The organism is Pseudomonas sp. GR 6-02 (genome assembly GCF_001655615.1).
Lineage (GTDB): Bacteria > Pseudomonadota > Gammaproteobacteria > Pseudomonadales > Pseudomonadaceae > Aquipseudomonas.
Genome location: NZ_CP011567.1, coordinates 6,374,828 through 6,394,584, shown reverse-complemented (window position 1 = coordinate 6,394,584; position 19,757 = coordinate 6,374,828). Strand labels below are relative to the sequence as shown.

At 54.4% G+C, this 19,757-nt stretch carries 20 protein-coding genes and 4 pseudogenes; 4 read left to right on the top strand and 20 right to left on the bottom strand.

Translation table 11 applies throughout. The annotated features are described in order from the left end of the window. Position 1: 1 nt before the first annotated feature. Together phoR and phoB are read right to left on the bottom strand one after the other, a co-directional pair. Positions 2 to 1,324: a phosphate regulon sensor histidine kinase PhoR gene (gene phoR, locus PGR6_RS28510; RefSeq protein WP_018927396.1), complete on the bottom strand. Its 1,323-nt coding sequence runs from the start codon at positions 1,322 to 1,324 to the stop codon at positions 2 to 4. 39 nt (positions 1,325 to 1,363) lie between these two features. Further along, the gene (phoB, locus tag PGR6_RS28505; RefSeq protein ID WP_007896474.1) at positions 1,364 to 2,053 is read right to left on the bottom strand and encodes a phosphate regulon transcriptional regulator PhoB; all 690 of its coding nucleotides are present in this window, start codon (positions 2,051 to 2,053) and stop codon (positions 1,364 to 1,366) included. 152 nt (positions 2,054 to 2,205) lie between these two features. Between phoB and PGR6_RS28500 the strand changes: the two genes are divergently transcribed. Then, a complete protein-coding gene (locus tag PGR6_RS28500) occupies positions 2,206 to 2,589 on the top strand; it encodes a COG4315 family predicted lipoprotein (protein WP_018927397.1) in 384 nt (127 codons plus the stop codon). A 77-nt stretch (positions 2,590 to 2,666) separates the two neighbouring features. Here the strand turns inward: PGR6_RS28500 and ubiA are convergent, their stop codons facing one another. Both ubiA and PGR6_RS28490 read right to left on the bottom strand, forming a co-directional pair. Then, positions 2,667 to 3,557, bottom strand: a complete 891-nt coding sequence (ubiA, locus tag PGR6_RS28495) for a 4-hydroxybenzoate octaprenyltransferase (protein ID WP_018927398.1) — start codon at positions 3,555 to 3,557, stop codon at positions 2,667 to 2,669. Further along, positions 3,557 to 4,120 carry a chorismate--pyruvate lyase family protein gene (locus PGR6_RS28490; protein ID WP_064621149.1) on the bottom strand — a complete coding sequence of 188 codons (564 nt, stop codon included), beginning with the start codon at positions 4,118 to 4,120 and terminating at the stop codon, positions 3,557 to 3,559. Before PGR6_RS28490 ends, ubiA begins: the two co-directional genes overlap by 1 nt. Positions 4,121 to 4,320: 200 nt before the next feature. On the opposite strand from PGR6_RS28490, the gene PGR6_RS28485 reads away from it, so the two are divergent. From PGR6_RS28485 to PGR6_RS28475, 3 genes are all read left to right on the top strand, one after another. Then, positions 4,321 to 4,488 carry a rubredoxin gene (locus tag PGR6_RS28485; protein WP_007896465.1) on the top strand — a complete coding sequence of 56 codons (168 nt, stop codon included), beginning with the start codon at positions 4,321 to 4,323 and terminating at the stop codon, positions 4,486 to 4,488. A gap of 18 nt (positions 4,489 to 4,506) precedes the next feature. Beyond that, positions 4,507 to 5,655: an NAD(P)/FAD-dependent oxidoreductase gene (locus PGR6_RS28480; RefSeq protein ID WP_064621148.1), complete on the top strand. Its 1,149-nt coding sequence runs from the start codon at positions 4,507 to 4,509 to the stop codon at positions 5,653 to 5,655. A gap of 192 nt (positions 5,656 to 5,847) precedes the next feature. Continuing rightward, positions 5,848 to 6,123, top strand: a complete 276-nt coding sequence (locus tag PGR6_RS28475; RefSeq protein WP_003213368.1) for an HU family DNA-binding protein — start codon at positions 5,848 to 5,850, stop codon at positions 6,121 to 6,123. Between the two features lie 88 nt (positions 6,124 to 6,211). On the opposite strand, the pseudogene PGR6_RS30825 reads toward PGR6_RS28475, so the two are convergent. The 16 genes and pseudogenes from PGR6_RS30825 to PGR6_RS28405 all read right to left on the bottom strand — a co-directional run. Further along, a pseudogene (locus PGR6_RS30825) lies at positions 6,212 to 6,325 on the bottom strand (DUF6124 family protein); the annotation flags it as partial. Between the two features lies 1 nt (position 6,326). Then, a complete protein-coding gene (locus PGR6_RS28470; RefSeq protein ID WP_237229569.1) occupies positions 6,327 to 6,860 on the bottom strand; it encodes an SMI1/KNR4 family protein in 534 nt (177 codons plus the stop codon). Between the two features lie 85 nt (positions 6,861 to 6,945). Continuing rightward, positions 6,946 to 7,557, bottom strand: coding sequence for an Imm43 family immunity protein (locus PGR6_RS28465; protein ID WP_064621147.1), 612 nt, complete (start codon positions 7,555 to 7,557; stop codon positions 6,946 to 6,948). Between the two features lie 636 nt (positions 7,558 to 8,193). After that, positions 8,194 to 8,409: pseudogene (locus PGR6_RS30820) on the bottom strand (hypothetical protein); the annotation flags it as partial. A 37-nt stretch (positions 8,410 to 8,446) separates the two neighbouring features. Next, positions 8,447 to 9,058: an imm11 family protein gene (locus PGR6_RS28455; RefSeq protein ID WP_064621145.1), complete on the bottom strand. Its 612-nt coding sequence runs from the start codon at positions 9,056 to 9,058 to the stop codon at positions 8,447 to 8,449. A 142-nt stretch (positions 9,059 to 9,200) separates the two neighbouring features. After that, positions 9,201 to 9,494: pseudogene (locus tag PGR6_RS28450) on the bottom strand (hypothetical protein); the annotation flags it as partial. 291 nt (positions 9,495 to 9,785) lie between these two features. After that, a complete protein-coding gene (locus PGR6_RS28445; protein ID WP_064621143.1) occupies positions 9,786 to 10,448 on the bottom strand; it encodes a hypothetical protein in 663 nt (220 codons plus the stop codon). Positions 10,449 to 10,461: 13 nt separating this feature from the next. Continuing rightward, entirely contained in the window at positions 10,462 to 10,815 is a 354-nt protein-coding gene (locus PGR6_RS28440) for a hypothetical protein (protein WP_064621142.1), read from the bottom strand. 209 nt (positions 10,816 to 11,024) lie between these two features. After that, a complete protein-coding gene (locus PGR6_RS30290; protein ID WP_256580787.1) occupies positions 11,025 to 11,681 on the bottom strand; it encodes a DUF7716 domain-containing protein in 657 nt (218 codons plus the stop codon). A 42-nt stretch (positions 11,682 to 11,723) separates the two neighbouring features. Beyond that, positions 11,724 to 11,807: pseudogene (locus tag PGR6_RS30815) on the bottom strand (RHS repeat-associated core domain-containing protein); the annotation flags it as partial. A gap of 3 nt (positions 11,808 to 11,810) precedes the next feature. Beyond that, the gene (locus tag PGR6_RS28430) at positions 11,811 to 12,092 is read right to left on the bottom strand and encodes a hypothetical protein (RefSeq protein ID WP_019651906.1); all 282 of its coding nucleotides are present in this window, start codon (positions 12,090 to 12,092) and stop codon (positions 11,811 to 11,813) included. Positions 12,093 to 12,133: 41 nt separating this feature from the next. Continuing rightward, positions 12,134 to 12,733, bottom strand: a complete 600-nt coding sequence (locus tag PGR6_RS28425; protein ID WP_064621140.1) for a hypothetical protein — start codon at positions 12,731 to 12,733, stop codon at positions 12,134 to 12,136. A gap of 63 nt (positions 12,734 to 12,796) precedes the next feature. Next, on the bottom strand, positions 12,797 to 13,807 hold the full coding sequence (locus PGR6_RS28420; protein WP_064621139.1) for a hypothetical protein: 1,011 nt from the start codon (positions 13,805 to 13,807) through the stop codon (positions 12,797 to 12,799). A 179-nt stretch (positions 13,808 to 13,986) separates the two neighbouring features. Further along, positions 13,987 to 14,454: a hypothetical protein gene (locus PGR6_RS28415; RefSeq protein WP_082920911.1), complete on the bottom strand. Its 468-nt coding sequence runs from the start codon at positions 14,452 to 14,454 to the stop codon at positions 13,987 to 13,989. 283 nt (positions 14,455 to 14,737) lie between these two features. Further along, a complete protein-coding gene (locus tag PGR6_RS28410) occupies positions 14,738 to 15,361 on the bottom strand; it encodes a hypothetical protein (protein ID WP_064621137.1) in 624 nt (207 codons plus the stop codon). A gap of 10 nt (positions 15,362 to 15,371) precedes the next feature. Next, positions 15,372 to 19,754 (bottom strand): RHS repeat-associated core domain-containing protein, encoded by a 4,383-nt coding sequence (locus PGR6_RS28405; protein WP_064621136.1) that lies wholly within the window; start codon positions 19,752 to 19,754, stop codon positions 15,372 to 15,374. Positions 19,755 to 19,757: the final 3 nt, after the last annotated feature.

Sequence of the window (19,757 nt, the reverse complement as noted above, 5' to 3'; positions counted from 1 at the left end):
ATCAGTCCGCGGCGCTGATCACGCGGGATTTGGTGACCTGGGCCGGCGCGAAATGGCAGGTAAACGTGCTGCCATGCCCCGGCACACTGCTGATTTCCATGCGTGCCCGGTGGCGCAGCAACACGTGCTTGACGATGGCCAGCCCCAGCCCGGTGCCGCCGGTGTTGGAATTGCGGCTGGAATCGACGCGGTAGAAGCGTTCGGTCAGGCGCGGCAGGTGTTTGCTGTCGATGCCGATTCCCGAATCCTGCACGCTCAGGTGTGCACCTTGCTCGTCGCCCCACCAGCGAATGCGGATATTGCCCTCGGCCGGGGTGTATTTCACCGCGTTGAACACCAGATTGGAAAACGCACTGCGCAGTTCGGCTTCACTGCCCTTGAGCAGAATCGTCGGGTCGGCTTCCAGGGTGATGCGCTGATTTTTCTGACCCGACAGCTGTTGGGCGTCGCTCTTTATCGATTGCAGCAGGCTATCGATGGACACTGGTTGGTTGTCCGATGGGTAATCGGTGGCTTCCAGTTTGGCCAGCAGCAGCAAATCGTTAAGCAAGGTCTGCATGCGCCCGCCTTGCTGCTGCATTTGCTGCAGGGCACGGGTCCAGCGCGGATTCACGTCCTCGACGTTATCGAGCAGGGTTTCCAGGTAGCCGCAAATCACCGTCAGGGGGGTGCGCAGCTCGTGGGACACGTTGGCGATGAAGTCTTTGCGCATCTGCTCCAGCTGATGGATACGCGTCACGTCGCGCACCAGCATCAAGTGCTCGTTGTTGCCGTAGCGGGTGATGTACAGCTGAATGCGCAGGCGATCGTTGATCGGCGACGGAATCTCCAATGGTTCGGCGTAGTTGTCCTGCTCGAAGTATTCCTTGAAACGCGGATGGCGCACCAGGTTGGTCACCGGCTGGCCGCTGTCCTGAGGAGTCTTGAGGCCGAGCAGGGTTTCGGCGGCGCGGTTCCACCACTCAAGGTTGCCGTCGCTGTCGAGCATGATCACTGCGTCTTTCAGCGCGGCAGTGGATTCCTGGACCCGGTCGATCACCGCTTGCAGGCGCCCGCGTACCCGTTGGTCGCGGCGTTGCAGGTGATAGATGCTGTCGAACACTTCGCCCCACAGGCCATAGCCGTCGGGCGGTGCTTCATCGGGTTGGTGCAGGCGCAGCCATTCGTGCAGGCGCAGCAGCTGTTTGAGGGTCCAGGCCAGGTAAACCCCCAGGCCCACGGCGAGACTCCAGCCGTAGTAGCCGGAAATCAGGCCGATCACCAGGCAGGCGGTGACCAGCAACAGCATGTGGCGAATCAGGGTGCCATGCCAGTTTTGGTTCACGGAAAATATGCGTCCTTGTCAGCGAGGCTGGCGGTCTGTTCAGGCCTTGGTGGAAAACCGGTAGCCGGTGCCGCGCACGGTTTGTACCAGATTTTCGTAAGCATCGCCGAGGGCTTTGCGCAGGCGACGGATGTGCACGTCGACAGTGCGCTCTTCGACGTAGACATTGCCGCCCCAGACCTGATCCAGCAACTGGCCGCGGGTGTAGGCGCGTTCCTGGTGGGTCATGAAGAATTGCAGCAAACGGTACTCGGTCGGGCCCATCTCGGCAGGTTTGCCGTCGATGGTCACGCGGTGGCTGATCGGGTCCAGCAGCAGGCCGCCGACTTCGATCGGCGCTTCGCCATCGGTCGGGCCGGCGCGACGCAGCACGGCTTTGAGGCGGGCCACCAGTTCGCGGGGGGAAAACGGTTTGGTGATGTAGTCGTCGGCGCCGACTTCCAGGCCCTGGATCTTGTTGTCCTCTTCGCCCTTGGCGGTGAGCATGATGATCGGGATATCCCCGGTCAGTTCGTCGCGCTTGAGGCGGCGGGCCAACTCGATGCCGGAAGTGCCGGGCAGCATCCAGTCGAGCAGAATCAGGTCCGGTTTGCGGTCGACGATAATGGCATGGGCCTGCTGTGAGTTCTCCGCCTCCAGGCAGTCATAGCCGGCCATTTCCAACGCAACGGCGATCATTTCGCGAATGGGCGCTTCGTCGTCGACGATCAGAATGCTCCTGCCAACCATGCCTTAATCCTCTTGTCATTTAACTGTCTTGCGCCGCATTAGATAACGGAATTATTGCAGTCGTGTGACAGTATTTTAGCCGGCCTGCGATTGTCGCGATCCTGAACTAAGCTCTAATTCCGAATCCTGACAACCACAAAAGGAAGGTTTCCATGAATCACATTGCTAAATCCTGGAAGGTCCTGCTGGTCACGGCTGCGTTAACGCTGCCGTCCCTGGCCTTTGCGGCAGAACCCGCCATGATGAAAGGCGGCATGATGGTCGATCAGAAGGGTATGACCTTGTATACCTTTGACAAGGACAAGGACGGCAAGTCGATGTGCATGGGTGAGTGTGCGAAGAACTGGCCGCCGATGATGGCTCCGATGGATGCCAAGCCCATGGGTGAATGGAAGCCGATCAAGCGTGACGACGGCACGATGCAATGGACTTACGACGGTAAGCCAATGTACACCTACAAAATGGACAGCAAGCCGGGAGACATGAAAGGCGACGGCATGATGAAAATGTGGCACGTGATTGGCGAACACAAGTAAGCGATTTGCCTGCCCTGTAAACAGTCTGTAGCAGCTGGCGAAGCCTGAGTTCGGCAGCTGCTACAGATCAATCGCAGTCAACGTAATGCGTAATCCAGCACAATCCCCACAAAAATCGCCAACCCCGCCCAGTGGTTATGCAAAAACGCCTGGAAGCAACGCATCCGGTCTTTGCTGCGGGTGTACCAGAACTCCCACGCAAAGCAGCCTGCCGCCACCAGCAACCCAAGGTGGAACCAGCCACCGAGATGGAATTTCGAGCCAGCCAGCAACAGGCAGCCCAGCGCCAGGCCTTGCAAGGTCAGAATGATCACCCGGTCGGCATCGCCAAACAGGATCGCGGTGGATTTCACCCCGATCTTCAGGTCATCGTCGCGGTCGGTCATGGCGTAATAGGTGTCGTAGCCCACGGTCCACAGCAAATTGGCGATCCACAGCAACCAGGCTGTCGCCGGCAACTCACCAGTCTCGGCAGTGAACGCCATCGGCATGCCCCAGGAGAACGCCGCGCCCAGCACCACTTGCGGGTAATAGGTGTAACGCTTCATGAACGGATACGTGAAGGCCAGGGCCAAACCGCCCAGCGACAGCCAGACAGTCGCCGCGTTGGTGCACAGCACCAGCAAGAAGCTCACGCCCATCAGCACCGCGAAGAACACCAGGGCTTCTTTGGAGCTGATCTTGCCGCTCACCAGCGGCCGCTGCTCGGTGCGTTTCACATGGCCATCGACCTTGCGGTCCGCCCAATCGTTGATCACGCAACCGCCGGCACGGGTCAGTACCACGCCGAGCACGAAAATCACGATATTGGCCAGTGACGGCGAACCTTCACCGGCAATCCACAGTGCCCACAATGTCGGCCACAGCAGCAGGTAAATGCCGATCGGCTTGTCCATGCGGGTCAGCTGAATGAAATCCCAGGCCCGAGGATTCACGCGGTTCAGAGACTTGAGCAGGTTCTGGTACATCAGCAGTTCTCCGGATGCGCGCGGGCGGCGCTCCACAGGGTCGGCAGGAAAACCTCGGCCACCAGCACGCTCAGGGCGCCACGGTCGAAACGTGAGCGCCGGCCCCACAGTTCAGGCGCCTGAGCCTCCATCGGCAACCACGCTTGAGGATAGTGACAAACCTCGATGGCCCGGCGCTGAAACGCCCGATCGCAAAACAGCAGTTCGCCCAGAGAACGGCTACCCAGCTCATCCATATGCAATCCGTCGCCCTGCAGCGCGCTACGCGCCGCCACGCTGCGGGCAAACACCCAAGCTTCACCGTGGCCGCGCAGATACACCTCGCGCACCCAGCCTTCGCTGCCTTCGGCCAGCTCCAGCGCGGCACATTCGTCGGCGCGCAGCGATTGCCAGCCTTCGAACAGCGGCGTGACGCTGAAACCGTCATTCGACAAACGGGTCAGGCGTCGGGTCAGTGACCCTTCATCGAACAACCAATCGAGCGTAGACGTGTCGGGGCGGGGCATCAGTTGGCTTTGAGAAAGCCAGAGCGGCGTCGGGGAGGGGGCTTTTGAGTGCGGCACAGTGAGTCATTATTGGCAGCAAATGAGGCGGCGAGCTTACCATGTCAGGCGGCGAGTTTGATTGATCCGGCCTGCCGTTGCGCCGAACAGGCTTGCATCTGTCGGGCCCGATCAGTACAAAACGCCCTGAGCCGGACGGCAACGCTTCATCTATCGACCGTTCGCGCCGGCAAAAGCCTGAATCCCGAGGAAATACCTGAATGAAAAAGTGGCAATGTGTGGTCTGCGGCCTGATCTATAACGAAGCCGAAGGCTGGCCGGACGACGGTATTGCGGCGGGCACACCGTGGCAGGACGTGCCGGAAGACTGGCTGTGCCCGGACTGCGGCGTGGGCAAAATGGATTTTGAAATGATTGAAATCAACTAAGCATCCAAGGAGCTAGGAATGAACGCACCTGTCGTGATCGTCGGCACTGGGCTGGCTGGCTACAACCTGGCCCGGGAGTTTCGCAAACTCGATGGCGAAACCCCGCTGCTGTTGATTACCGCAGATGACGGACGCTCCTACTCCAAGCCGATGCTTTCCACCGGCTTCGGCAAGAATAAAGACGCCGATGGCCTGAGCATGGCCGAACCGGGTGCCATGGCCGAGCAGTTGAAGGCCGAAGTGCGCACTCACACGCGCATCAGTGGCATCGATCCGGGCCACAAGCGCCTGTGGATCGGCGAAGAATCAGTGATCTATCGTGACCTGATCCTGGCCTGGGGCGCGGAAACCGTGCGCGTGCCGATCGAAGGCGACGCGGCCGACGCGGTTTTCCCAATCAACGACCTTGAAGACTACGCACGTTTTCGCGCGGCGGCGGCCGGCAAGCGTCGGGTGCTGCTGCTGGGCGCCGGTTTGATTGGCTGCGAATTTGCCAACGACCTGATTCTCGGTGGCTACGAAGTGCAACTGGTTGCGCCCTGCGAACAAGTCATGCCGACCTTGCTCCACCCGGCGGCGGCCGCTGCGGTCCAGGCCGGCCTGGAAAGCCTGGGCGCGCGCTTCCACCTCGGGCCGGTGCTCAATCGCTTGCAGCGAGTGGCGGACGGCCTGGAAGCGCATCTGTCTGACGGCCAGGTCATCCCTTGCGACGTAGTGGTGTCAGCCATCGGTCTGCGTCCGCGCATCGACCTGGCGGCCGCTGCCGGGGTGCAGGTCAATCGTGGCGTGGTGGTTGACCGTCACCTGAAAACCTCTCACGCCAACATCTACGCCCTGGGCGATTGCGCCGAGGTCGATGGGCTGAATCTGTTGTACGTCATGCCCCTCATGAGCTGTGCGAGAGCGCTGGCCCAGACCCTCGCCGGAAACCCTACGGCGGTGAGTTACGGCCCGATGCCGATCACCGTGAAAACCCCGGTCTGCCCATTGGTGGTTTCCCCGCCACCACGGGGCCCGGAGGGCGTCTGGACGGTCGAAGGGCAGGGCGCGGACATCAAGGTGCTGTGCCGCGACAGCGCCGGCAAATTGCTGGGCTATGCCCTGACCGGCGCGGCGGTGATGGAAAAACTCGCCCTGAACAAAGAACTTCCGGCCCTGTTGGCGTAAATGCCGGTCGTTCTGTCGGAATCACCCCGTTTTTGCCCCCACAAAGGTCGCGGGGAGACTGGCGCCGCTCTTGCGCGCATGCCATCCTCATTCCCGTCTGCCGCAGAGTAGAGCACCTGCGGCGCCTTGGGCGCTGTTCCAACGAGAACAGCACGGACATAACAACAAAAAACCGTCAAAGGGGCTTCACTCATGCGTAAACCAGAACTCGCCGCTGCCATCGCGGAAAAAGCAGATCTCACCAAAGAACAGGCCAATCGCGTTCTCAACGCCGTTCTCGAAGAAATCACCGGCGCTCTGCATCGCAAGGATAGCGTCACGCTGGTGGGCTTCGGCACCTTCCTGCAACGCCATCGCGGTGCCCGCACCGGCAAAAACCCGCAAACCGGTGAGCCGGTGAAGATCAAGGCCAGCAACACTGTTGCGTTCAAGCCAGGCAAGTCGTTGAAAGACAGCGTTAATCCGTAACACGCACCGACTTCCCGCACAGCGGGCGAGCGGGATAAAAAATGGGCACGCCAACGAGGTTGGGTGCCCATTTTTTCTGTCTGGCGGATCAGCCGACTCGACTTTGTTTCCTGGCGAGAATCGCTGCTATTTCCGGCTCATTCAGGTGATCCAGCGCGCGCTCCACCAACAAATGCACCCCATCGGCCAGGCGGCTGAGCGCCTCATTCCTCGTCCAAATCTTCCTCATCGATCAGGCCTTGAACAAACTGGAGGAAATTCGAGCAGACCAGCTTTTCGGATTCAGCCTGATTTTCTTCAGGGCTTAGGTCACTATCAAAGCTGTCAGTGGTGAAGTAACTAACGGCCTCCGTATCAAGATTCAGGCAAAAGAAGTTACCACCCCAGTCGTTCGCGAAAGGCAGAAGGTGTGCAGGAAGTACCTGTTTTTTTAGCATCAACTGGTAGGTGGATAGCAGCGAGGAGTCGCCACCGGGAATTGGCTTGAATGCAGCCACTTCCAGTGGCTCGTCAAAATCTTCGCTGACCCAATAGGTCCGCTCCGGTACACCTACGTTGTACTTGAGATAATGGTTTTTAAAGGGCGTCGGTAGCTTCTTACCAATGGCGCATTCCAGGTGATCCAGATCCGCTGGCGTAATGGCCGCCTCGTCATTCGAAAATGTGTTTTCGAGCATCATTAATCTCAGCGTTAATGGATCCTCACCGTTCAGATCCACTTTTTTATAAGGGATCAATTCAGCCGCCCTTGAGTAAATCGATTGGTTTGGTTTCGGTTAGTTGGATCTTGAAAAGGGTAATCACCTGCATGCTGAGTGAAACCTAGGCTCTATCTATTGAGCCGACCTTCTCCGTATCGACCACTTCTGCACCTACCAGATCTAGTTCTTTAAGCACAGTGGCGGCGTGAGGCGAAAGAAATACGAATCCAAGTAAAGTTATTTCATCGATACTAAAAAAATCGATGCTGACATTTTCTTTGATTGTCAGGCTGATGATATTTTTGATTTCGCCGCTCGCTCGAAAATTAATCTTCGACTGTGTCTGATCGATCACGTCCACAGGCTCCTTGTCTATTCGTTGCTGGCGCATAAAAAAATATTGGCGCTGTGCGACCGAAACGCCTTTTGGGTTGACAATCTCCAGTTCTGCGATCTCCCATCGGGAAGTCTTGAGGGTCTGGAAGACTTTCAGGAAGCGCTCACTGACAATATGCCCCTCAAAGGCAGTGCAAAAGTCAAAGTCATAGCGCTTGTCCTTGGTAATCAGCACCAGCTTTTTCGGGAGGGGAGCGAGAGCTTCGTCGGGGCCCGCGTCGTGCCAGTCGGCATCCATCGCATCGTCATAGGCGCCAGGGCTGAACGACTCATGAATGACGCCATCAATGAAGGTGGGGCAGTTTTTGTCTTTCTTGAATGCAAGGGTATAGAACATGAAAGCCTCTTGTCAGCAAAGTCGACCGGTACTGGATTTGGTTCGTATTCTTCCTGAAACGGTCTTCTTGCGAAGTTTGAACTGGACACAACCCCAACCCCATTCCTCAGGGTCAGACCCTGTATTTCCTTAAAAACAGGCACTCCAACTGGTTCAAATGCCCGCTTTTGTTGGAAAAAATCAAGCCTCCATGAAGTCGTCGTATTCTCGATAGTGATTGATTGCCTGGATCAAAATGGCGCTATCAGGGGTCTTTATTTTTTTCTGAATTATCTGCGATATGGCTTGAAGGGTTTGCACGTCAACCCAGGTCTCTACATTTTCTTTTTCCAGCGACTTAGGAATGGTTTCTCCGGCGCTGTTTTCTACGGTTTTGTCATCCTCTTCTAGATCATCAATTTCATCTTCGGTAATGAGATAGAAAACCGCATTTTCTGGTTGCTGCTCCCATTCGTCCAAATTTGTATAGATCCAGTCATTATCGGTAACGGAATTGATCGTGCTGAATAGGTCGGTGATGCCTTTCATCTTTTTCATCAGTGATTCCTTATTTTCTACAAGATGACCCACCACCCCATGCCTTCCTGCCGCCGACTCGTTTTCCATTGCGGCCTTTCGGGTGGTAGTCACCATGACGGTTTTTTCGATGCGCCGACCCAGCGGGTCGTAGGTCATCCTGACCACGCTACCGTTTTCATTGCGCACTTCAATCAACCGGCTTTCGGCGTCGTAACCGAAGCGCTGCACGCCCCGTTTAGTACTGCGTTCTTCGATCATCCGGCCAAACGCGTCATAGCGGTAACGTTTGTCCTGATAGGTCAGCAGTTTGTTGTGCACCACCAACCCAGAGCCGCCCCTAAAAATGTCGGCCATCATGGGGGCCAGAAGCCTAGGCCTGATTTTTATAAGGGACAAACGTGCGGTTGGCGATATAGAAACCCAAGCCTTTGTTATTTTTGAATTTTTTCTCGATCATAGAATCGGCCAACTGCTGAGAGATCAGAAGGTCTCCTGACTCTGGCTCACGAGCGATTCCGCGCATGCCGGCAGCACCGTCCAGGAACCAGGTTTTAGTGAAATAGATGATCGATCCGTCATCATCCCGTTCAGCGGCAGATTGCCCTTGATCTATCGCGTTGACGGTATTGATTGCATTCACTATGAAAAAAGCTTCGTCGACCTCTTCCCCGTCTGCAATGACGACAGCAGGTTGAATGAGCTGAATGTCCTGAGCAGATTGATGGGTGAGAAAATCCGCAAGTCGCTCAGTGACTAGTGGGACTCCCCCAAGTAGCCATAGGCAGTCATACGCAAGAAACTTTTTTTTCTTGCACGGAAAATAGACCTTTGGCTTGTCCATATTCAATGGATAGGGTTTTCCCGCCAACAATGACAGGTAGTCAAAATTCGAACCGGCGGTTTCATAAGAACCGCTTTCGATGTCATACGAACCGATCAGTTGTTCGCTGTAATAAGCAGGGGCTTTCCAACTTAAAATCATGTTTGATTTTCCTGGCCGTAATAAACACCGACCGTCAGCAGGTTGGCGGCGAAGTCGTACACGGTATGCTTTTGCATGGCAGCCGGCGTCATCGAGGGCTGGCTGGTGTGTACGGCATTGTCGCGCAGGTAAGCGACCACTGCGGCAATTGGCTGCTGAGCAACCGTCCCTGGGCGTCGTAGCTGAATTGGGTGCGTTCGCCGAGGGCATCGGTGATGGTTTGCAGATAGCCCCGGTTGTCGTAGCTGAACCGCGTCGGATAACCCGAGCAATCAATGTGTTCCACCAACTGGCCGAACGGGTTCCAGCGCAGCTTTTTGCTTTTGCCGGTGGCGTCGATGATCTCGACGACCTGGCCGTGGGTGTCGTAGCGGTATCGCGTGATGTGGCCCAGCGGATCGGTTTCGGCGATGCAGTTGCCGCGCTGATCGTAGCGAGCGTTTGTGGCCATGTGGTGTTGAGCTGGCCATTCTTTTTGAAGCTGCCTTCCAACTGGAATTTTTTGTGGATACCACGCAGCTTTATCAATGCCTTTTCTAACGCGCTCATGTTCGTTCTCCGAATAAAATTGGCGGAGGTGCGGGGGGCAGGACTTGAGCCATGGCCCGAAGGCGTATGCGGTTCGTGGCGTGGGAAGTTTGCTCCCTATCGGCGGCGCAGCCGTCGTAACCGGCTGATCGATACCTTTGAAAAAGACGGCGCTGGTGAGATCGATAACGGGCACAACTCAGGTAAATTGAACGAGGAAATATCCAGCTTCGTCGCCTTCCTTCATCTTTTTCGCCCGGTTGTCGGCAAAAACGTAGCCGATGCCACCGCCGAACAATCCTTCGTGGCGAGGACTGATTTTTGCGATATCGGCGTCCAATATCTGGGCTAGAAAATAATAGCGAGGGCTTTCATACAACGGATCTTGCAACCAGCCAGGGCGACCTAATATTTTGCTGATACTGGCGCCGCAGTCCGGATCCTCCAGCTCTTCGGTCATTTGTTCGTCCGTGAGGGGTTGCTGGGCAATGTAGCTTCGCGGAATCGGATCTTCCAGGGTCGGTGGCATAAGCTCGAAAGGCGCCAGCGTATGAAGCAGAACTTTACTATGTCCCTGTGCCAGCTTTTCCATCTCGCTCTGTTGGTGGACAGTCAATTGGCGTAACGATGACCGTTTGTACGTATCGCCTTCACGCTCCACGGAAACGAATACTGTCAGAGCCATACCCGACGGTATAAAAGAAGTGCTGAGGAAATCCGATGTCATCATAAGCACTGGTAGCATCAAATGACCCTTGGTTGGATCCTTTGGCCACAGATCAATATCGGTGAGTCGAGCGCCCCCGCCTATTTGTCCAAGGTTATGGTCTTTTTCGGAGAGGATGATTTGATTGATGCCCATAGTCCGTGATCCTTTAGAAGCAGCCTTTTCTTTTGGCGAATGATGTGGAAAAACGCCTTGCTGTTCGTGCCTGTTGTTGGGTGATGATGCCGGTTCTGACCAATGAGTTGTGAATAGCTTGGGACATGAGGCGAATTTCCAGCTTCCCGCGCTTGAGCATTTGATTAGGTCCCAGCCCGCGAGCACGGCGCAAACGATTTTCCTCGGCATGCACCATGTCGTGATGTTCGGGCGATAGCGCAATGGAAGGGTTACCTTTATAGCGCCGGCCCTTTGCGATACCTTTCTCTTCCAGAAACTTATTACGAACAATCTCGTGTGCTTCCAGCCCATCATTCTTGTGGGCTTTGGCACCGTAACCGGCCACCTCACCTTCTTTTAGCAGCCCAAATGGGTCAATCCACCTGGTGGCGTTGGGAGCCCCATATCCGGATCATAAAGCCGGAACGTGTTGTAGTGCAGTCAGGTCTCTCGGTAGAAAAACTTATTCCTGTTTTTTATCCAAACATGCATGTTATGGTTTTCACTAAAAAGTAGAGCCGGAAGTTGTTTGGCTCTTCCGGCTCCTTTTCTAATCTAGTCTAGAAAGTCATCGTTTTCCAAATAATAAGTAACTGCTTTCAGTAGTTCTTCTTTGCTGGAGTTCGGATGATGTTCTGTTTTATTTTCAATGATCGCTTTGAGTATTGGAGACTCAAGGAATGTTCCGTATTTGTCATCGAACTCCATTTCTTCGTCGTCATTTTCTGCAAGGTAATATTTTTTATTTAGGATGTCGTTTTTTGACTCCAAATCAAAATCAGTATCAACATATAACCATCCTGCATTGGGTAGGTCATTACATTTTTGCAGAAGCTCGTCAAAGCCATTAATGGTTATCATAAGTACTCCTTGTTTTCGACATTTCGTACCGCCGCCCCATTTATTTCGACCGCCTTTACCATCAGGGTGGTAGATTTTATGATACGTTTTATGATCATTGAAGTCGGCTAGCTGTAATGAGCCTGGTTTGTTTCCATGATGCCAAGTCAAATTGGCTGGGGATGTTCCTCTGAACGTCCCATTCGACCGTGGCTGCACATGCTCTACAGCGCCAGGGTATTTAGTCTGCATTTGACGTTTAAAGTCCGGATCTGTTTGCATTCGTTTGTAAACAGATTCATTTGCGCGGCTAAAGTGCTCTGCGTCAGTCATTTTGTATTCGGACGCGTTCAGTGAGTGCTCATGGAACACATGATATTTCCCTAGGTCGCGAGATCCTTCACCATTGTATAGCCCAAGCGGATCTATCCAGGTCAGGGGGTTTGGGGCATAACTGTAAAAGTTCAGCCCTCCCGCCAACCCAATCGGATTCCTTGTTGGTTACGGCATGCGCATTAGCGCAGTCCTCAGGCGTTTGATCAGCTTCGGATCCTTGAGGCAATCGGCCGGCCGCATGTTATCCAAGGCCGGCACCTGCTGTTCGACCCACCACAAACCTTCCTTGAGCCCTCTTTTTCCGTAGAGAATGACCGCCATATCGAGGTTGCCATCCAGTTGTTTCGCTAGGGAGCGGGCGTCGTCGTCGAGATAGTCCTCTTCGTATAACCGCACAAGCATATTCCAATCGGAATCGCCGGGGTATTCGTCTTCCAGTTGTTCCATCTTCTGCACTCATTGGCCGGGTCAGATCCATGACCTGAAGATTAACCATAAAAATAATTAAAAAATAGTTCGAAATTTTCTTTCCCAAGCAGGGGGCTGACTTCCTTTGTGAGTAATTTCACGAACTTGCTGGAAAGCTCGTCATCGTCGTTATAGATCTCAAATATTTCGAATTTTCCGTGGACAACCTCAATCAATTTTGCAAGAGCGAAAAAGAAATCAGCCAATGAGTCGGCAATTTTGAAAGGCAAAGCCACGTCATAGCTGGCAAATACAGGTGTACCCTCAATGTCGGTAACAGCGATGACAGGTTTACCACCTCCGATATCATCCATGAATACTACAAAACCGGCTGGCCAGCGTGGGTTGAGCTGCGACTTGTTTGAATTGCCATCCCACTTGTAGCCCACTTGGTCATCTTCAAGGGTGTTCAGATCAAAAAAACGTATCGGAGTCAAACCTGTCTCTATCTCTACACCCACAGGCTCGTAGTTGTCATAGAAAAAGTCAGTTTCGACAGAGCGTTCAAGCGTTTGCGGCCATGTGGCGTTGACTTGGCCATTCTTTTCGAAGCTGCCCTCTAACTGAAACTTCTTGTGGATACGGCGCAGCTCTATCAACGCTTTTTCTAACGCGCTCATGTTCGTTCTTCCCTGTGGGTTACAGCATGCGCATCAGCGCGGCTCTCTCGTTTGTGAGAGCGTCTATAGGCTGTACAAAATATTGTAGAATGAGGTTGAATTGTCTTTTATCGAGGACAGATCCTGGTCTATAGATGCTTTTTCGAATGATGATTTATTGATTGCCATTCGACGAGTGATTATTGCTTCCAGCAGCTTTATGAACAGTGCCTCATCATTGACGTGTTTTTTAAGCTTTAGAATTTCGCGAGGCTTGTTTTTCAGGATGTAAAAGGAATAGTTCATCAAAATAATATTTGAGACAAACAGATTTTCCGTAGACTGAAGGGGGTTGATCGTGTCGATTAAAACATTAAATATCTGTCTCTTGTCTTTAGCGTATGCCTGCAAAAATACATCGGGATACATGAATTCGCTATGGCGATCATTTAGCCTGAAACGGTAATTTGTGTCGCCGGGTTCGGTCAATAATGTGACGAGGCTTGTTTGATAGTTTTTCAACGTGCTTAGCAATACATGTTCTTTTCTGCTATCAAATTTTATCGCTTTGTAAACCAGGTTGATAACATCCAAAAAAGCTACAGGCCCCCGGGTGTCGGTAGCCATTACCAGCTGATTATCCTTGATGCTGAACCGACGATACGCTTCGTCGTCAATGCTCAATTCGAAAAGCAGGAATCTGAGTATATAGTTTCTGAGCTGTGCATCCGAGTCGAGAGAACTGTTTTTCAAACTGATCAACTGGATCAGAAAGAAGAAAATAAAATAGTCTTTATTGGTTCGTTGACGGTTGTCGATGTCAAGTAGATAGCCAAAGCGGGACAGGATCAAGAGAAGGGTATAGCAGTCCGGTTCCGTGAAGCCGTTTTTTGACATGGATTTTTCGAAGGCGCTTATGGAGAACAAATCGTGCCAGCGGCTCACATAGAAGGTCGAACCGTTGTGTTTTCTGGCGGCGACAGAGAGCAGTGAAGGCTCGTCTTCTTGGTAAAAAACAACGCCCAGCTCTTTCGGATATGGACGGATGTTCAGGAAACTCTCAAGCTTGTATGAAAGGAGATTGAATATGTCCATTTAACGCTATCCGCATGTCTTCCACTTTCCGTTCGGGCCTTTTTTCTCGACACGAAACGAACGCCAATTGCTCAGCGCCACCGACCTGCAGGGCGGGCGCTACGAATACTACGACGCCGGGCCTAATTCAAACTTTTTCAGTTTTTCCAACCGATAATTGTTTTTTCATGCTGGTACGGTTAACTCGGACTAAGCCAAGAAGAGAAATCAGAAATATATATTTCATTTAAAATCAAATCTAGAGGTATATCTTCAATGCTATCGGCTATCTCGTCATAAGGGGAGGGTAATACATAGGAAAATCCGAAATCATCATCAAGAATTATTGAGCCATTAAAGATTCGTGGACGCTTTGTAAGTTTTTTTACTTGGCCAAAAGACATCCCTGTAGAAAGCATACCTCTGTAAAGTCCTTTGTAATGTACATTGCAGCCAATTGAGAATATAGCTCCGTCAGAAAGGGTTGCTATGGTGATCGTGTCGTTTACCACATAGGCCACCCTCGTTTCCCCGTCCGGCAGATTATAGTTTTTTATTTTTATGTTGTGTTTTTTATATAGCTCATCGATATAGTTGGAAATGTTTTCCCCTAATAGTATGTCTGCTGCTGAGTGCTTGGAATTGATATCTGCTGTAAAGTCAATCATGTTCAAGTTCCACCGTTCATTAACGTGCCATTAACATAGGCTGGAGAGTCTTTTATTAGATCGTAATTTTTGAACCCGCCATGTCCAATTCTACCAAATACAATATCTTCTCCAGATCTATTGGCTTTGTACACTTTCCAGTAATCGTTTCCGTGAATGTTGGGCTGGATGGAACCGCCATCTTGGATGGTAATAAATAACCCTAGAGTACGACCGCCTCTCGAATGCTCTGAGTCTTCAAGTGTGGGTAAACACTTGCTCGTCAAGAGATTGATTTTGTCAATCATTCCTCAGGATAAATTTTCAGTTTGCTATTGTCCGTAAGTATTTCAAAAATGGTTAGGGAATCATCTGCGTGATTGATCTCATAAGACCTTTCCGTGAAGGTGCTTCGCCATATTTTTTCAGTAATCGAAGTGATTTTATCGGCGTTGTATTTATAAAGGGTTTCGAAGTATTCTCCCGTGTTGTTCAAGCAGTAATGCCCTGTAGCTTTGTCATTCAGAAACTTAATCAGGGAAACCGAATCAAGGTTGGCCTCTAGGTTGCCGTTTAGCTCACTGCCGAATGTAAGCTCAAGGATTTGATCGGCCTCATGCAAAAAAAACCTTCTATAAACAATCCATTGCTTTTTAATTGTTACGTATTTTGCAAATTTTAACTCGCCTATTATTTTGTTATCTTTATTTAAGAAATAACATTGCCTGTTTTTGGCTGGCTCGGAATCTTTTTTTAAAAAACGTCCAGACTTACATCCCTGGAGCTCCGACATATAGGGGGCCGGCGAATAGGAAGGCATGATCCCCATGCCCCAGATTGTCGTTTTGTAGTTTTTCTCCATAGACGATATAAGCTCTGAATATTTATCCTTATATTCATTGAGTCGTGCATATAAAAAGTCCTTCATGGGGTATCTCCTACTTTGCTAATGGGAAAACCTTTCCACCGTTGAGCTCCAAGTTGAGTTTATTTAAACCCGACTCGAATCCAGATTTTGTGTTCGCCCCTTTTAGGGTTTCCCATACGTGTTGTTTATACGCATTGCCATGTACTCCTTCCCCGGCATGAGCGGTTGCTGTTGTATTTGGTAAACGGGACTGTGGGTTTACAGGCAGCCATATACCATTTTCTTTCTGATTTATGTCAATGCCAAGTCTGTCCATACGTCTTCTCAACCAGCGCATACGCACATCCTTCGAATTGGACATTACTATATGGTGGGCTCGATAGTTCGAGTTTGGCGCTTTACCCAAACGGCTTCCAAGAACTTTAGCATCGCTCGAGCAACTTAGGCCCAGAGCGTCTATCCAAGTGAATGGGTTAGGTGAGTATTGATAAAGATTGATTCCCCCCGCCAACCCAATCGGATCCGGCGTAGTAAACCGCCCCACATCCGGATCATAAAACCTGAACGTATTGAAATGCAGCCCCGTCTCCCGGTCCAGGTACTGTCCCTGAAACCGCAGATTCTGCTCCTCAATGTAATACGGCTCGCGCACCTCTTCTAACGTGTTGCCCCACACCCGATAAGTCGCCTGCCAGACGTTGTGGCCGTCCGCCTCGGTGAGCTGTTCCGGCAGGCCGTTGAGGTCGTTGTGGTAGTAGCGGATTTTTTGCAGTGGGCCGGTGCCGTCGACGCGGGCCAGGGGTTCGTAACCTTCGTCTTCGTATAGGTAGAGGCTGGTTTGCTGATGGCGATGTTCCTGCAACAGGCGCAGGCCGTCCCACGTGAAGCGGGTTTCTCCCAGTGGATAACCCTTGCTGTCGTGTACGGTTTTTTCGATGCGCCGGCCCAGTGGGTCGTAGGTCATCCTGACCACGCTGCCGTTTTCATTGCGCACTTCAATCAAGCGGCTTTCGGCGTCGTAACCGAAGCGCTGCAGGCCTCGTTTAGCGCTGCGTTTTTCGATCATCCGGCCAAAGGCGTCGTAGCGATAACGCTTGTCCTGGTAGGTCAGCAGTTTGTTGTGCACCACCAGCCCGGCGCCGGGTTGTGGGCTGTCCAGCAGGTTGGCGGCGGCGTCGTAGGCGAAGGTTTCGCGCTGGCCGTGCAGGCTGTCCTGGCTGGCGATGATGCGGCCGGTGGCGTCGTAGTGCAGCAGTTGGCGGTGTTGCGTGGCGGGTTGCTGGTCGAGTTTGCCGATCAGGTTGTCGGCGGGGTCGTACTCGAAGTGCTTTTGCACGGCCGCCGGCATCAGCGATGGCTGGCTGGTGTGTCGGCGTTGGCGTGAGCGTAAGCGGCCGCTACGGTCATATTCGCTGCGGGTGCTGATCTGGCCCTGGGTGCGCAGCACTTCGCGGTGCAGGCGGTCGCGTTCGAAGTCGCTGATGACCTGGCCGTCGAGGTTGATCTGGTGCAGGTGGCCGCTGCCGTAGTACAGGCGATTGAGCCAGCGGCCGTCGGGCAGTTGGGTCTGGATCAGATTGCCGAGTTCGTCGTAGTGGTAGTGCAGGTTGCCGGCCGCGCTTTGTTCTTCGAGCAATTGACCGAGGGCATCGTAGGCGAAGCTCAGGGTTTGTGCGTGGCCCTGGTGGTCGGTGAAGGTGACGGCGGTGAGCTGGTCCAGTGAGTCGTAGGTGTAGTCGGTGCGGCCATCGTCGGTGACTTTGGCGATCAGCCGGCCGACGGCGTCGCGTTCCAGTCGGTGAACGATGGGAGCGGGGGGCGACTCGGGGACGACGGCCAGGCCGTTGCCGTAAGGCGCCGGCACAGCCGTGACCGCCGCGACGTTATCCAGCAGGTCATAGGTGTAGCGCTTGGCACTGCCATCCAGATCCTGCTGTTCGGTCAGCCGATCCCCTGCATCCCAGGCGAAGCGATAACTTTCGCCATTCTCATTGGTCAGCGCTTGCAGCCGCCCATAGCGGTCATATCCGAACTGCACCTGCCGGCCATGGGCGTCGGTACGCTGACGCACCTGGCCGCGGCGGTTGTGTTGATACAGGGTGGTGTGCCCGGCGGGGTCGGTATAACCGGTCAACTGGCCACTGACGTCGCGCTGATACTGCTCGGTGCGGCCGTCCGGCAATTGGCTGCTGAGCAACCGTCCCTGGGCGTCGTAACTGAATTGGGTGCGTTCGCCGAGGGCATCGGTGATCGTTTGCAGATAGCCCCGGTTGTCATAGCTGAACCGCGTCGGATAACCCGAGCAATCGATGTGTTCGACCAGTTGGCCGAACGGGTTCCAGCGCAGCCTTTTGCTTTTGCCGGTGGCGTCGATGATCTCGACGACCTGGCCCTGGGTGTCGTAGCGGTACCGCGTTACATGGCCCAGCGGATCGGTTTCGGCGATGCAGTTGCCGCGCTGATCGTAGCGATATTGCCAACTGTTGCCCGCGGTATCGGTTTCCACCAGCGGCAAGGCCCAGTGTTCGAGCCATAAGGTCGAGTCACTGCGGCCCAGCGGGTCGGTTTCTCCGATCAGGTTGCCGGCGTCGTCGTAGCTGTATTCGTAGCGTCCGCCCAGCGGGTCGGTCGCGCTGAGCAATTGGCGTTCGTCGTTCCACTCGAACTGCCAGGTCTGGCCGAGGTTGTCGGTGTATTCGGTGATCTGGTGCTGGGTGTTCCAGCGTCGTGTGCTGATGCGCTGTGAGCCGTCGGTGATGCGTGTGACACCGGCCTTCAGGTCATAGTCGAACTGGTAAGTGTCGCCTTCGTCGGTCCAGTGCCCGACCACGCGCCATTCAAGGTCTTCAACCAACGCCCATTCATAGAAACAACGCAGCCCCGTGGGCAACTGATGCTCGACCATCCGCCGCCCGGCGTCGTAGGCGAAGCGCCGTTGTACCTGGCCGATGGCATCGCGCACTTCGGCCAGATTGCCCATTGCGTCGTAACCGTAGCTGACGAGTATTTCGCGGTGTTGATCGGGGTACAGACGTTCCACCCGAGCCACACGACCGCCTTCTTGAATCAGCTCGACCTGCACCAGATCGAAAGTATCCCGCAGGCGCGCCAACCGTCCGGTTTCGTCATAGTCGAGGTGGATACGGTTGTCATTGCGGTCGCCCAATTGATCAAGGCGCAGCAGTGCTGTATTGCCCGGCGTCGGATTGAACAAGCGGTACATGCCGTCATCGCTTTCGATCAACAGTTGTCCATTAACGTGCCGCCGAACACTCAGCCCTTCACCCGCACTGAACACCGCGCCGCCCAGAGGAATCGAGCCCATATCGATGCGCCGGCCCTGCTCATCGGTGTAGACCAGCGTTTCTCCACCCTCCGGGTGAGGCAGGATTTCAACACACACCTCGTAGGACACGCTCCAACCGGCGCCGAACAGCCCGTCGCGGCGTTCGTCACGGCTGTTGTAGAAGCGCTGCCAATCGATCGGCAAGATGCCCGGCAGCACGAAATCCAGCTCTTCGTCCCCACCTAGCACCTTGGCCCCGGTGGCGGCATGCACCGGGTTCGACGAACCCATGGCGGCGTTGGCCATGGCGCCCATGGCGCTGCTGACAGCCATCGACGTCGCGCCGCCGATCAGCATGCACGGCAATTTGCTGAAGAACTTGCCCTTGCCGCCCTTGAGCATCAGCAACGCGGTGACCGCCAGCCCCACGCCCGGGGTCTTGCCGCTGCGGATCTCACGTACTACCACCGAACCGCCACCAATGGTCACGTTCGATGAGATCAGCCCGGACGATACGACCTTGGCGTCGCAGGTGGTGCGGTCGCCGCTGCGCACGGCGGGCTGGCCGTTGATGGTGACTTTGTCCGAGCCCTCGGCCAGAAACTGCGGCGGCATCGGCGGATGCTTCATGCAGGTGACCAGATCCAGCGGCTTGGGCACTGCGCCGGGCGCCGGGGTGGCGACGGTGGGGCGCCACATCTGCGAGAAGAAGCTCTCGGCGATGTCCAGATAGCTGGGCTCGGCTTCGGGCTCGGGTGCCTCCAGCTCGGTGCCGGCCGGCGCAACATGGGACGGAATCGCCCCGGCGGCCCGGGCGGCGGGCATGTTGTTGGTCAGGGTGTTGGTGGAACCGGTGAGAATCGTCGCCTGCACCGTGGGCGGAAACAGCGCATTGCTGAAGCTCTCGCACAGGTTGCTCAAGCCCTTGTCGGCCCCGGTCTTGCTCATGGCGAGGCCGACGATGGTGCCCACCACCGCGCCGAGCAGGAAGCAGCCGAGGCCGCCGGTGGCGACAGTGATGCCCGTGGCCGCCACCACGGCAGCCGTCGCCACCGCGGTGATCGCGATGTTCGCTGCCACCTCCAGCACGCCGCCAAGAATGTCGGCCATCATCGAGGTGTGGTCGAGTGCATCGCCCAGCCGGGCGGCCCAGAGTGCGTCAGACATGCA